The sequence below is a fragment of the Tolypothrix campylonemoides VB511288_2 genome, from assembly GCF_045999855.1.
Classification (GTDB): Bacteria; Cyanobacteriota; Cyanobacteriia; order Cyanobacteriales; family Nostocaceae; genus Scytonema; species Scytonema bouteillei_A.
This window is the reverse complement of sequence record NZ_JBFPMW010000010.1, coordinates 81,952-96,293: the sequence shown is the minus strand read 5'-3', so window position 1 is coordinate 96,293 and position 14,342 is coordinate 81,952. Positions and strand designations below refer to the sequence as shown.

Genomic DNA, 14,342 nt, shown 5'->3' with positions numbered 1-14,342 from the left:
GAGCAACAGAAGTGGTTCAAGCGATCGCCAGTTCGCTTGCTGCTTTCAAGAAACACGAGCCAAAAAGCTTGTAAAATAAGGCTTAGTCAAAAATTGCTCGTGTTTGTTTCATTCATAGGGGGTGGCAATCGCCGCCTGTGCGCCTGCTCCTAAGAAAGCAGATTTGTTGAGGGTTGAGGAGGGTGCCACCGTTGGGGCGTCCGTATTGGTCATAGTTGGTGATTTGGGCTATGGCTGTGCCACACTTCGTGAACGGCTAGTTGTCCTGTGGGGAGGTCGGCAATTCGGAAACTGAGGTTGAAGGTAGGGTCGAATAGGGTAAAAGGGTTTGGAGAAACGGATTTGGTATAAGGTGATGGTGATAACATTTATAAAACGTAGGCGGGCGGAAACAAACAGATTTATGTTAAAAATCTTAATATATTTGTTGCCGTTACAAATAATAAATAACGACCCCAATCGGTTAACTTTAACTGTGCCTATCTACTTAAAAAAAAGTTAAAAAAAAGTTAAAACTTCCTTTGATTTTTCCAGGAAATGCATCCTTAAAATATATGTTGCAACAATTAACAAAAAAGTTTCAAAATTTAACATTAGCTACCAAGTTAACCACATTGCTACTCATAATTTTTATTGGAGGAATTACATTAAGCAGTATAGCTTTTGCTCATCTGTTAAATTACCAAGCTGAAATAGCAGTCAAATCAAGAGCTCGTTTTATATTTCAGAATATCAATGCTATAAGGCAATACACAAATGATGAAGTGCAACCAGTCTTGGAACGACATTTAAAAGAAGATGAATTTGCACTGCAAGCTATCCCATCTTACTCAGCCCGGAAAGTCTTTGTAAATCTCCAGAAACAAGATGCAACTTATAATGATTTCTTCTACAAGGACGCCATGCTAAATCCTACCAATCCTCAAGATTTAGCAGATAGTTTTGAAACAACAATTGTGCAAAAATTGCAACAGGCTAATAATTTGCAAAACATAACATCTGGATATCGTTTGATGAACGGAGAAAAATACTTTTACATTGCTAGCCCTTTAGCCTTAACAGACTCAACTTGTTTGAGATGTCATAGCAGTCCAGATGTTGCTCCCAAGAGAATGATTAAGGTGTATGGAACAGAACATGGATTTGGTTGGAACTTGAATGAAATTAATGGCGCTCAAATTGTTTCCGTTCCAGCAAATATAATTCTTGTAAGAGCTCACCAAGCCTTGATGTTATCGATAGGAATTATAACTCTCGTTTTTGCGATCGCTATATATGTAGCGAATCTATGGCTGAAGCGATATGTTATCCAACCTATCAAGCGGGTTGTTCGAGTTGCAGAAGCGGTGAGTACTGGTGATTTTGATGCTGAATTTGATAAAGTATCCAAAGATGAAATAGGTTCTCTTGTAGAAGCTTTTACTCGTATGAAGCTGAGTTTGCTGATGGCCATTCAAAGTTTTGAACAGCAACGCCCAAAAGGATAAAGCTTTTAGCTTTTATACTTTATTTGAATGCGATTTCTAAATTCTTGTGCTCTTTGCTGGTGGGGAATCTTTGCCACTAAGACTTCTACCAATTGCTCTGGTGTAATATTTGGGTTATTTGCTATAGTATCTTCGATAAGAACGGTTGCGAAAGGTCCTACAAAGCTCACGAGTTCTTTACGACAATATTGTAAAAACTCGGGATCGTTAGCAGCCGGAAAGCTAGTTACCACATCCTGAAAGAGAGTAGTTTCTTGAGGGCTTCCTGTTTGTGACAGCAGAATTTGAGCGCGGTTTCTAAACTCTCGCGATCTTTCTGGATGAGGAATTGCTACAGCCAGTCGTTCAACAAGTTCGTTGGGTGTAAGCTGTGGGAATTGATTTAAAGTATTTTTTAGCAGAACACTAGCAAACGGTCCTACAAAACTAGTTAATTCTTCCTGACAAGATGCTAAAAACTCAGAGTTAATACCAAGCGTATTTTCAATACTTGTCTTGATATCTGAAAATTTTTGTTTCTCTGGTGTATTGTCTTTTGCTTCTCCAGTCTTTGCCGTTTTCAGCTCGCTGTTGCGGTCAGTTTGTACCTTTTGTTCGAGTAGGATCGCATCAGAATTACCCGATGCAAGATGCGAACAGCTTTGTAACTCATCAATAACTTCTTTGGCTGATTGGTAACGGTCTAATGGATTCTCCGCTAACATTTTTTCTAGTATTTCACCCAATTGGGGACTGACCTGAGCGTAGGAGCGCCATTTCCACTTCAAAGACGGATCGAGCAATAAATTTGGCATTTTTCCAGTCATAAGAACGATCGCAGAAACAGCCAATGCGTATAAGTCGCTACAGGGATAGCATTGTCCCATACGCAGTTGCTCTGGTGGAGAATAGCCTATTTTGCCTACTACTGAACCCATAACGGAGTGCTGGTCGTTTTCAGGGTCGGTGTTCCAAACCTCAGAAACTTTCTGTTTAACAATTCCAAAGTCAATCAGCACGGGTTTAGACTGTTTTTGGGAATGGATAACATTATCGGGTGCAATATCCCGATGAATGATGTTCAACTGGTGAAGATAATCTAACACCGATAGCAACTCTAACAACCATTGGATAACTTCAGCTTCAGAAAAAGGCTTTTTTTGCTGAGAAAGGCGATCGCGCAACAGTTGAGAGTAGGTTCGACCATCAATATATTCCTGTACGATAAACAGCCGCTCTTCCTCGGTCAACCAAGCTAGAAATTTCGGTATTTGGGGATGATTGATTTGGTATAAAACTTTTGCTTCGCGCTCAAATAGGTCGCGATATTTGTTAAGTAAACGCTCTGAGGTGTTTGGAGGTACAAATTCTTTCAGAACACAAGGTTCACCAAACCGCTGAGTGTCATACACTAGATAAGTTCTTCCGAAGCCTCCCTTTCCAAGAAGCTTGTTAATGAGATAGCGATGACCGATCAAAGTTCCTGGTTGAATCTCAGCTAGCATGGTTGTGTTGTTGTTTAAGTAAAATTTTACCTAATAGAACTGACGCATCCCAAACGACGATCGTTTTTAATCATTTTGTCGTGTGAGCCAAAAAGTCAGCTTATCCAAACACAGTAGCAAACCTCAACTCTCCTGACAGACGTCTCCCAAACAAGCGGTCAGCCTAAGCCCTTGTTGTTGTAACGTTTCTAAGTTCTCCTCAATTACCTTGGGTGGATTTTTCAATCTGCTTCATTACCTTTAATAACAAACAAAAAGCTTACAGTTAAAGCTTTTGCGCCTTGTGTCCTCTGACGGGCGAATTTCTGCCATCACGGACTATTCACTGATTTGAGTAACCCAGCCGCAAACTCTATTGCTTCTGCTGCGGTGGAAACCTTACCTTCTATTTGGGCTAGAGCAATTTCGGTTAGCAGTTTACCTACTAGTGGCGAAGCAGGAATTTTTAAGGTTATTATTATATCATTGCCACTCACTATTGATGTGGGATGAGCGACCAGATCGTCAGGGTTAAGGTAGCGGGCGATCGAGGGTGCAGTCTCCCCTACCTGAGTTCCTCTTGCTACGGCTAAGGCAACAATTGCCGGAAATGCCGCTCCTGCTTCTTGAAACAAGAAGTACTGTTCTCGTATGGACAATTGAGGTGTCTTAAACTGTGGTACCAGTTTTAAAGCTGTCAAAACAGCTTTAATTTCAGCACGGCTGTAGGTGAGTTGCATCAACTCAGTTTCTGCTGTCTCTGGTTGTGGATTGACAAGACAAGCTAGTTTTGCAATTCCCAACCATGTCGTTTTAACAGTCTCGCGTACATACTGGGAAAGCTCTACTCCAAGTTGATTCCATGTTTGTGCTATTTGAGATGCTGCTTTGTCAACTTCTGAAAGTAGCGAAACACTGTCTTTTGTCGAGTATTGGAAGAACTGCGCTAACAAACCATCTTCCCAAGCTTGTATCACCCAGGGAGTTCCTTGGGATGAGTTCAGCATATAACTTAATTCTACCCTGACTCTTTCTGCTGCTACTTTGCTAATGCATGGAGCTAAAGAGCGAATTGTGTCTTGTGTATTTGACTCAATCGTAAAACCAAGTTGTGCGGCTTGGCGGTATGCTCGCATCAACCGCAATGGATCGTCTTCTAAGTTAGCAGGTGAAATCATTCTTAAAAGCCGCTGTTGCAGATCCGCATAGCCTTGAAGGGGATCGATGATTTCTTGAGTATAGGGATTGTATGCGATCGCATTCACTGTAAAATCCCGTCTTCGCAAATCAGTTGTCAAACTTTCGCCTTCCTGTTGGGCGAAGTCAACCGTAGCTTGAGGAAACACCACGCGAGCAATTTGTCTTTTTGCATCAAGCAACACAAAACCTGCTTTGTAATGTGAAGCGATTTTACGAGCTGTCTTGACAGCGTTAGATGGTATTACAAAATCTAGATCCAGATATTCCCGTGTCCTAGAGAGGATTGCATCCCGCACAGCACCACCCACCATATAAGCTGGTTGTGGCAATAACTCAAAGCTAAAAGGCCAATAATCTGGGGATAAAGTAGAAGGAACTGGAATATTCATCGTAATAAAATTAAACCCAAAGACCGGGCAATATCAATTGCGGTTAAGCTAGAGTATCAATAAAGGTTCCTGGAATTGGTTCGATTATGTGTATTTGCGTGAACTGCCATTATGTAGATCGCTGTCTCACCTACCACGCGGTAGAAACGCAGCACGAGCAGCCCCACTTGACTGAAACACCAGATTTTGAGCCTAATGAACCTTCCATTAATGTTAACATCCGCCCGCGTGAGGATGTCATTGAAATGGAATGGGATGTTGTGGGATGTCTCAGCTTTAAGCGCGAAATGGGTAAGTGGGCTAAGTTACGTCCCGGTGAATTAGTGCCAACTTGATAGTTGGCGGTGTTGTGAAAGGGGCTAGAGAATGGGGATTGGGGATCGGGGAACAGATCGCCCAACAGAGAGTGTACCTTACTAGCCTCCGGCTTCTTTAGTCTCAACAAAAAATGCATTTTTTAGGAATAAAACTAACTTAAGAGCGCAGTAGGCGATCGCCATCCCAAAAAGTAACCAAGTTATCTGTACCGAAGCAATCTGTAACATCCAAAGACTCACTAACACCAGTCCCAGAAAATCGGCAATTAACACGCTGTAACGTTCGGAAATTTTCCAAGACTGAAGGACTATTTGCGAAGAGGTATCAATTTTGACTCCAGCAAATAAGTTAAACCACACTTGGCTCAATAAAATTAAAATCGAACCCCATCCCAGCCAAATTGATGCCGTGTAAAATCCTAAAAGTTCTATAAAAATTGTACTGGTAGTAATTTTTAAGAAAGTATCCAGACGTCTGTCCCGAACTTGCTTCTTTGCTTCAGCAATTTGTTGCAAATCCCAAGCCGCCATCCGGGCTTGTTCTATACAAAACAAAAATATCCCTACAGCTAGTACTTGATAGCTTAATTCCTGACCCCAAAGAACTTGTCTCAAGATACAAAGATTTGCCGGAAAGAATAATAAAAATATCATTCCAGGAATAGGCAACATGAGATGGTTTCCCTATGAGCACGTAGATGGAAATATATGGTAAAGCGATCGCACAAGGCTTGGCTGTAGTAAAATGCCACTTTGTACTTTTGGTACAGTGAGTAGTTATAGGGTTTGTGAATTGTTTGGCATTTTACGGGACGGGATGTCCTATTGATGCAGTCCAGATGGCAAACCATTGCTCGCGAGAAAGTATAAAGCGGTTAGCCGCAGCAAGGTTCTTCAACCTCTCAAGATTATTCGTACCAATGACTGGAACAATCCGGGCGGGATGTCGCAGGAGCCATGCAAGTGCCACTTGCTCTTCCGTTGCACCTTGCTCTCGCGCAACCTGTTGCAGGGATTCCCTCACGCGCACAATCCTGGGGTTATTGCTTGCAAACAGGGTTCCTCCAGCCAAAGGTGACCAAGCCATAGGAGAAATTCGCAGTTTTTGGCAATAGTCGAGAGTTCCGTCTTGAAGTGAAGCCATTTCAAGGACGCTTATCTCAATCTGATTTGTGACGAGGGGAAAGGAGAGTCGTGAGGCGAGAAGTTCCATTTGAGGAACAGTGAAGTTAGACACTCCAAAATGAAGTACTTTCCCTTGTTCGCGAAGGTCGGTAAAAGCACCCGCTACCTCATCAGCATCTAGAAGTGGGTCAGGTCTGTGGAGGAGAAGAACATCTATGCGATCCGTGCGGAGGTTGCGAAGAGAAGTTTCTACAGAAGAGATAATGTGTTCCCGGCTTGTGTCATAATGCTTGATGCTATGGGCGGGACGCTTGGGAGATACTAGCTTGATATCACACTTTGTTATCAACTCCATTGAGTCTCTAAGAGTGGGGGAATTGGCTAATGCTGACCCAAACAACTCCTCACAAGAGTAGTTACCGTAAATGTCCGCATGGTCAAAAGTCGTAATTCCCATTTCTATTGCGGTTTGAATCTTCTCAAGAATTCTGTCGCGAGTAACTCCCGCAGGATCGGCGGCTAAACGCCAGACTCCATAGACAATCCTTGATACATCAGGTCCTTGAGTAGAAAGTTTTAACCTCATCTGCTTTTTCCTAATAAACTGGCTATTGGTGGACATTGCTAAACTACTACTAGTACAGCACGGCGTAAATAACTAGACCATTAAGTAGCCAAAACTTTGCTCTTATAGGTCCACTTAAAAGGCTTATCCATTGTTTTGTTAAAATAGTCAGTAAAATTAAGGATTTTTCATATCTCAAGCGACTTCCATAATATACAGTACTGCTACACCCACAACTTGAGTTTTTATGCGAATGACAAAATATTTCTTGTGTTTGTGAAAGTAACGTAGAGTAAGATATCTAAAAGGAAAGAGCAAGATGACTTCCCAAGTTGTAGATACCACCTCAAAATTAATTGCCAAGCTGCAAACCTTACCACTCGAACAGCAACAACAGGTTCTGGATTTCGTTGAATTTTTAGTACAAAAATATCCTCATCCCCAACAATCATCCCAGAAACGGGTATTGGGTCTGAACCAAGGAGAGATTTGGATGAGCGATGATTTTAATGACCCTTTACCAGATGAATTTTGGTTAGGTGAGGGTCAGGTATGAAACTTTTATTAGATACCCACGTATTTATTTGGGTAGCAGGAAATCCTGAAAAGCTATCTGAGAAAGTAAGAAATTTATTAACCGATGCTAACAACTTTTGGGTAGTCAGCATCGCTAGTGTTTGGGAATTACAAATCAAATCTCAGCTAGGTAAGCTAAATTTAAACTCACCCCTTCCTAAATTAATCACAACTCAACAGCAAGTGAATAATTTACAATTATTACCCATTGAATTATCTCATATTTATGCCTTAGAAGCTTTACCAAGTCACCACCGCGATCCTTTTGACCGAATTTTAATAGCTCAATCAATATTTGAAAAAATGCCTCTGTTAAGTGTAGATGCAGTTTTTGATACATATTCAGTTGAAAGGATTTGGGAGTAAAAACACCAATTCAATAAATTAAGATAGCGATCGCTATCCAAAAACCACTTACCAATTAACTTTTCCATGCGGTCGCTACTACTACCAGCATATCAGGTGTAAATAATCCTCTCTCGTTTGTAGTTGCGATACATACGCTAAAGCGCTACTAAAAGCCAAATACAGAAATTTTACTTTTCGTTACGTAGTTTTGCATGATACCTCCCATAGCATCAAAAATCACCTTTCCTGAATTAACTGTAGCAATTCCTCAGTAGATATCTTGCTGCTCATCTCCGCACCTTCTAACAAACTATCCGCCAAATCTCGCTTGTGATGGTGCAGACTCACAATCTTATCTTCTATAGTATCTTTTGCTACCAAGCGATAAATCGTGACCGGACGTTGCTGACCGATGCGGTGGGCGCGATCGGAGGCTTGGTCTTCGACTGCTGGGTTCCACCAAGGGTCCATATGAATGACATAGTCAGCAGCTGTGAGATTCAGCCCCGTACCTCCCGCTTTCAGACTAATTAAGAAGATGTCCCCTTCTCCAGACTGAAAGGCATCCACCCGTTTTTTGCGTTCTAATGCTGGTGTACTCCCATCTAAATACTGGTACTCGATCTGCTGATTGTCTAAATACTCGCGGATTATCTGCAAATGATCCACAAACTGACTAAACACCAAAACCTTATGGCGATTTTCCAGCAACTCCTCCACCACCTCACCAAAAACTTGCAACTTGGCGCTGGGAAGTGGTGCATCAGGCATTACCAAACGTGTATTGCAACAGGCGCGACGCAGTTTCATAATTTCTGCTAGAACTTGTAGGTGTTTCTGACCTCCTGCGACTTCACTCTCTGCTAGTTTGGCGATCGCATCCCGACGCAACGCTTCATACAATGCCATTTCCTCCCGGCTCAAATCCACGTGCAAGGTAGTTTCAGTTCGAGAAGGTAACTCCTCCAAGACCTGATTTTTCGTGCGCCGTAGCAGAAACGGTTGAATCAGTTTTTTCAATCTATTACGTGCTTGTTTGTCCTGAAACTTCTCAATGGGAATGGCAAAACGTTGGTTAAAGCTTTCCAACGAACCAAGCAACCCAGGATTGATAAAGCGGAAAAGATTCCACAGTTCCCCAAGATGGTTTTCAATAGGAGTTCCCGTCGTAATTAGTTTAAACCCACCTTGAAGTTTCATTGCAGATTGGGAACGCTTGGTTGCTATATTCTTGATACACTGAGCCTCATCCAGAACAATAGTTTGCCACAGCACCTCAGACAGCATTTCAGCCACTTCTTCTTGTTGCAACAAACCGTAGCTGCAAATCAATATGTCAAATGGTTGCAGCCGCTCCAAAACTTTTTGGCGATTGCCACTCCCAAATTGAATAATATTAAGGGTTGGAGCAAAACGCTGCGTTTCACTTACCCAGTTCAAACACACTGAAGTAGGAGCCACAATGAGGGTTGGTCCTTCATGAGCGCGAGTCAGGATGACAGCTAATGCTTGCACCGTTTTCCCCAATCCCATTTGGTCAGCTAAACACGCCCCAACTCCCCAATGAGCCAAACGCGCCAACCACTGAAATCCCTCAAGTTGGTAATCTCGCAGTTCTGCTTGTAATGTAGAAGGCAGTTTTGGTTGTAAGTTCTGCGCCTCCTTAAGACGTTGGATATGCGCCTTCCAATGTTTGTCAGCTTGCAAATTCCCCACTTCTTCCGCCAAATCTTCCACAACCATTGCTGCAAGTGGGTGAAAGCGCATACCTTTACCATTCTTTTCCGTAAACGCCCGCAATTCATCAAGGCGTTTGCGAAATGCTTGGGTTAAAGCAAGGAATTGACCGTTTTTTAACGGAACAAAACGGCTGGGTGTTTGCTCTAACAGTTCCATCAGTTGCTGCATATCAAATACTAGAGTCTCATCCAATTTCAACTCTCCACTCACAGCAAACCAATCTCCCTGGCGTTGAATCTTTAACTGAAAATCGTTCAAGTCAGCACGGCGATCTATACGGAATTTTTCTCCTTCTGGCCATTCCAGCACTATGCTATCCCCCAACGCTTGCAGTTCCTGCAACAGTTCCAAACAGTCCTCGAGTTCCTTTACCAGCCATTCACCATCTTGTTCCTCTTGACGGGTTAAGGTGGGACAAGCTGCGATCGCAGCATTGGCAAGTTGCTTCTCCTCACTCAAATTGCGTGTGGTTTGCAAGCGCGTACCTTCAACCTCCGCAATCACGGTTTCACCACCCGTACCGGGGATGTAATAGGGACCACCTCCATCAAAAGGTCGAACCATGACAGCCACTTTCAACCCTTCTCCTGCGGGTAACAAATGAACGTGGGGTGTGGCTCGTGCTGCAACTTCTCGAGCATTTTCCAACCCGCCCCCAATATCAGAATGTACGGTGACAATTCCAGATACTGCATTGAGAGCAGCCAAGACTCGATCTTTAGCTAGGACAGGGACTTCCAGCCGATTTTCCTTACCTAAAATCTCTGCAATTCGTCGGTGTCCCGCACCGATTTCAATCACTTTTATCCGAGTTGGAGTTTCTTTAACAGCCAGGATTTCCTGTCTTTCTGGAAGCTTGGGAAAAAATTCCAGTATGAGGCGATCGCTCTTGGCGGAAGCCTTACCCGACTTATCAAGATTCCCTTTTTTCACCAACAATTCCGGTTCTCCTTTCACAATTTCTACCCGAGTTGTTGGCGAATCTTCCCAAAACACAAAAGGATGTCCTACTAACTCCAAAATTGCTTTTTCGTTTAAAGTGTATTCAGTTTTTCCGTAATATCCATAAGATCCATCATAATAAGTTTCAATATAAGCACAGACCCTTAGGTCTTGAGGGGTAATATAATCAAACTCACTCAGATTATCGCTCAACCGCTTCAAAGCGATAGGACGACCCACACCCCAAGTTCCCTTAGCATTGATCTTTTGTTCGCGAGGCTGCAGCACGCATTTGCTGGAATAGAAAGTAATAAACCAAGCCAAGCGCCGTTCAGTATAAGTTTTAACTGGTGTTTGCGGTTCTTTCTGAAGATTAGCTAGTGCTTTCAAGCTAAGTTCCCAAGGTTCTTGAGGTCGAATCAGGTCTACAATACTTTCTGCTTGGCTATCTTCACGCAAGATCGCTGCTTTCGCTTCATAAGTGCTGCGTGGTTTGAGCCGAGATAGCAGTTCTGCTGCTTCCATCGCCACCCAGTCGTAACCGGACGCCACTGCTTGCTCATATAAATGTTCTAACAACTTAGGAAGTTGCTTTTTTGCTCGATCGCCATCCATCCAGTAAAGACAAAGGGAACACAACAGAGTTTCTAAGCTGTTACCCTCTTCTATAGAAGGAACGCGAGCATCGACAACAAATGATTTTTGTGCGATATCGCCCTGCTGAACTTGCAGTACTATTTTCAGTCTCGAATAAATTAACCTCAACCAATGGTTGGACTGGCGTGAAATTAAACTGCTATATTCTTCTGCTTCCCGAAGGCGTTCGAGCGATCCCTCTTTCAACAAAGCTAAGATAAAAAACAAGCTGCTTGTAGTGCTGAAATATACCTGTCTTTGTCCCCTATCTTTCTTGAAGGCTTTGAGACCGGCTGTAAAATACTCAATAGCTTTTTCATGCTCGCCACGTAAGAAAGTTAGCCAACCCCAAAAGGTAGTCGCATAATGTCCGGACTCATCAGATATACGCTCCAAACTCTGTTGAGCCTCTTGTAGGTGACCTCTTAAAAGCAGTTGTTCCGTTAAAATCAATTGCAAATCATCTGAAGAATGCCCGTCAGGAGTAGAGCATTCTTCTTCAAGCAATGCAAACGCCTCTTCTACTGGATAACATTTCAAGGTTGCATTCCATAAAATAACAGATATAGCGCTCTTGTACAATTCTACAGGCAGAGTCCGAAACCAATCTGCATCAAATGGATTATTACAAACGAGAGTGAAGATATTTTCTATTGATATACGATCTTGAGTGTTGTATTTCCCATAATCCTCAAGTTGCTTGTGAATAAAATTGAAACTGTGGTTGTAAAGACCAATGCGGACTTCCCGGATTAATTGGCTCTGACTTTTAAAATATCGAGGTCCATCTTCCCATCGAGTTTTAATAGGTAGTTTTTCCTGAACGGCTTTAACTAGTGTGTCAAACCTTCCTGTTCTCACTGAATCGCGAGTCGCAATCTCCACAAGCAAAGGATGGCACTGAGGACCTTGTCCAAGTGGTTGTACCAACAACCCTGCTGCTAACAATTTATTAATATAAGGCTTTAAAGTTGAAGCATTAAAAAGATGACCTTTCTCATTACGTGCGCCAATATATGTCAAACATTCCAGAAACGTGGTTCTATTGATAGGCTCATAAATAACCGAAAACAATTGGACAATAGTTTGTTCCAACGTTGATAGCTGACGATAATCTTCAGCAAGTTGTGAGCGAAGCATATCGCTATCAGCCTCAGAATTGCTCGTGGTATTCATCAGGTTTTACGTATTTTTTCTATAAAAAAGTAGATAATAGATCCAACATTATAAACTAAATGCCTGCAAAAACTAACTTAATCTTTATTCACAGCTATTCTCTCTTTCTCTTACCTCTGCGACCTTTGCAGTTCAAAAAGTTTCATCACCTCACGCTCCCCGAAGTCTCTAAGGGTACACTCAGTCAACGGACATCAGTACTCTCTCGTTTTTAGCTAAAGGCTGGGAATGAACTCTGCAAGGCAAATGGGGAAAGGCGGAATCTCAGTCCACAACAGGCATTATTCCCAAGCGGAGCCACCGGATCGCTCGTGAGGGCGCAGACCTGCTAGGAGCCAATCCCATCCTCTAAAAAGTAAGGGCTCTAACTAGAGAGCCTTGTCAATCATTTTGATTTGATGTAGTATAAAATACCTTGAAAAAGTCACCAACAGTACGCAGGGCTCCTCTAGAGTACCATCGTCGATTTGTTTAGATTCAATGGACACAAGTTCGCCTAGTAGTCACAGTAGTCATCTCCCTCTTGCTCGGTGAGTTTGTCTCCCAGCAAGTGGGAGACATTAGGAGGTTATTATGCTCACCTGGGAAGGACGTGCTGAACTGTCAAGCATTGCTGACTTAAACCAGCTCAAAGTTGAACTCAATCGTTTACCAGCTGTTGATGTAGGCGACTACATTGTCGAACAGCCCACAGAAAAAAGAGCGATCGCATTCCGCTTGCTAAACAAAGACCAAGCGATCGCAGTTTTTGAATACTTACCCTCTGAAATTCAAGAAGAACTGATTGAAGCACTTCACGACACGCAAGTCTGTCAAATTGTAGAAGCAATGAGTCCAGACGATCGCGTAGAGTTGTTTGATGAGTTACCTGCAAAAGTTGTCAAGCGCTTGTTGCAACAACTTAGCTCTGAAGAAAGGCAAGTGACAGCAACAATTCTCGGCTACCCTGAAGGAACAGCCGGGCGTGTCATGACAACTAAATATGTCCGCTTACAGCAAGGTTTAACAGTGGGGGAAGCTTTAAACAAAATTCGTCGTTACGATGAAGATAAAGAAACCATCTACTACGCCTACGTCACAGACGAAAACCGCAAGCTCGTGCGGGTAATTTCCCTGCGCCAGCTATTATTTACCATTCCTGATGCTCACGTCAGAGATGTGGCTAGCGATCGCGTTGTCAAAGTCAAAACGGAAACTCCCCAAGAAGAAGTCGCTCAGTTGATGAAGCGCTACGACTTGATAGCACTTCCTGTTGTGGATCGCGAAGACAAACTTGTGGGGATCGTTACTATTGATGACGTAGTAGACATTTTAGAAGAAGAAGCCACAGAAGATATTCAGAAACTAGCAGGTGTGAGTGGTGGTGATGAAGCCGCCCTCTCGCCGCCCCATGTCACTCTCAGCAAGCGTTTTCCCTGGCTATTGGCTAATATTGGCTTGTATGTAGGAGCAGCAAGTGCGATCGCGCCATTTCAACAAGTCATTTCCGTAGTCCCAGTTTTAGCTGTCATCATGCCAATTCTATCCAATACCAGTGGTAACGTCGCCATTCAAGCTCTATCCGTAACAGTACGGGGATTGGGAGTAGGAGAAGTGACACCAAAAGACACTTTTAAAATTCTTCGTAAGGAAATTCTCGCAGGATTGGGGACATCTGTAGGGCTGGGATTATCCTTGGGTATACTGTCCTTAATTTGGTCACCACCGCAAGAGAGATGGGTAGCACTTGTTGCTGCGGTGGTGATGGCTGTGAACGTATTTGTCGCAGCTAGTATGGGTACAGTGCTACCAATGGGTCTTAAAAGATTAAAATTAGACCCGGCATTGATTAGCGGACCGTTGTTAACAACGTTATTAGATGCAGTCGGATTTCTCACTTTCCTAACGCTGATTTCGGTGGCTTTGAAGATTGTTCGTTAAGATAGCGCTCGCATTCTTGGATAAAATTGTGGACGGGCGATTTGCTCCAATTGCCCCTCCAATCTCACAATTTCATGTTGCTGAGTAGCGTTTGGGTTTTGGGTTTTCCATATTTTACTATCAGTGGTAGAAGCTGTTCGGTGACGATTGTTCCTTAGAGGATGTTTTAAAAGTCCTCTTGTTGGTAGCAAAATATTCAGATCCCCCTAAATCCCCCTTAAAAAGGGGGACTTTAAGAGGCTTTTTAAGGGGTTCAGGGGGATCGATAGGTACTTAAAAACACAGCAAATCACTTTTCAAACATCCTCTTAGAGACCATTTATAAAGTAAATCTTTAGACAACAAGACGATGTAACATAATACGAGTTATGACTCTGAAGATTGACCAACATTCCGAATCCAACTCCATCGATAGCTGAGTAATCGCAACTAATTGACATCAAACACTTATACTAAAC

The 14,342-nt window shown here is 42.8% G+C and carries 10 protein-coding genes; 5 read left to right on the top strand and 5 right to left on the bottom strand.

The features are described from left to right. Positions 1-554 precede the first annotated feature (554 nt). Positions 555-1,487 carry a Tll0287-like domain-containing protein gene (locus tag AB0756_RS26485; RefSeq protein WP_038080384.1) on the top strand — a complete coding sequence of 311 codons (933 nt, stop codon included), beginning with the start codon at positions 555-557 and terminating at the stop codon, positions 1,485-1,487. A 5-nt stretch (positions 1,488-1,492) separates the two neighbouring features. Here AB0756_RS26485 and AB0756_RS26480 read toward each other — a convergent pair whose 3' ends face one another. Together AB0756_RS26480 and AB0756_RS26475 are read right to left on the bottom strand one after the other, a co-directional pair. Next, complete coding sequence (locus AB0756_RS26480; protein ID WP_038080352.1) at positions 1,493-2,971, bottom strand: serine/threonine-protein kinase; 1,479 nt, start codon at positions 2,969-2,971, stop codon at positions 1,493-1,495. A 311-nt stretch (positions 2,972-3,282) separates the two neighbouring features. Then, on the bottom strand, positions 3,283-4,539 hold the full coding sequence (locus AB0756_RS26475) for a tRNA nucleotidyltransferase/poly(A) polymerase family protein (RefSeq protein WP_038080351.1): 1,257 nt from the start codon (positions 4,537-4,539) through the stop codon (positions 3,283-3,285). A gap of 86 nt (positions 4,540-4,625) precedes the next feature. Between AB0756_RS26475 and AB0756_RS26470 the strand changes: the two genes are divergently transcribed. Beyond that, positions 4,626-4,874 carry a Ycf34 family protein gene (locus tag AB0756_RS26470; RefSeq protein ID WP_038080350.1) on the top strand — a complete coding sequence of 83 codons (249 nt, stop codon included), beginning with the start codon at positions 4,626-4,628 and terminating at the stop codon, positions 4,872-4,874. A gap of 81 nt (positions 4,875-4,955) precedes the next feature. On the opposite strand, the gene AB0756_RS26465 is transcribed toward AB0756_RS26470, so the two are convergent. Then, positions 4,956-5,528 carry a hypothetical protein gene (locus AB0756_RS26465; protein ID WP_038080349.1) on the bottom strand — a complete coding sequence of 191 codons (573 nt, stop codon included), beginning with the start codon at positions 5,526-5,528 and terminating at the stop codon, positions 4,956-4,958. A 133-nt stretch (positions 5,529-5,661) separates the two neighbouring features. Then, positions 5,662-6,567 carry an aldo/keto reductase gene (locus AB0756_RS26460; protein WP_038080348.1) on the bottom strand — a complete coding sequence of 302 codons (906 nt, stop codon included), beginning with the start codon at positions 6,565-6,567 and terminating at the stop codon, positions 5,662-5,664. Between the two features lie 298 nt (positions 6,568-6,865). Between AB0756_RS26460 and vapB the strand changes: the two genes are divergently transcribed. Both vapB and AB0756_RS26450 read left to right on the top strand, forming a co-directional pair. After that, positions 6,866-7,102: a type II toxin-antitoxin system VapB family antitoxin gene (gene vapB, locus AB0756_RS26455; RefSeq protein ID WP_038080346.1), complete on the top strand. Its 237-nt coding sequence runs from the start codon at positions 6,866-6,868 to the stop codon at positions 7,100-7,102. Next, positions 7,099-7,488, top strand: coding sequence for a type II toxin-antitoxin system VapC family toxin (locus AB0756_RS26450; RefSeq protein ID WP_038080344.1), 390 nt, complete (start codon positions 7,099-7,101; stop codon positions 7,486-7,488). Before vapB ends, AB0756_RS26450 begins: the two co-directional genes overlap by 4 nt. A 219-nt stretch (positions 7,489-7,707) precedes the next feature. Here AB0756_RS26450 and AB0756_RS26445 read toward each other — a convergent pair whose 3' ends face one another. Then, positions 7,708-11,964 (bottom strand): DEAD/DEAH box helicase, encoded by a 4,257-nt coding sequence (locus tag AB0756_RS26445; protein WP_050045239.1) that lies wholly within the window; start codon positions 11,962-11,964, stop codon positions 7,708-7,710. A gap of 573 nt (positions 11,965-12,537) precedes the next feature. Here AB0756_RS26445 and mgtE point away from each other — a divergent pair. Beyond that, complete coding sequence (gene mgtE / locus AB0756_RS26440; protein ID WP_038080338.1) at positions 12,538-13,884, top strand: magnesium transporter; 1,347 nt, start codon at positions 12,538-12,540, stop codon at positions 13,882-13,884. Positions 13,885-14,342 lie beyond the last annotated feature (458 nt).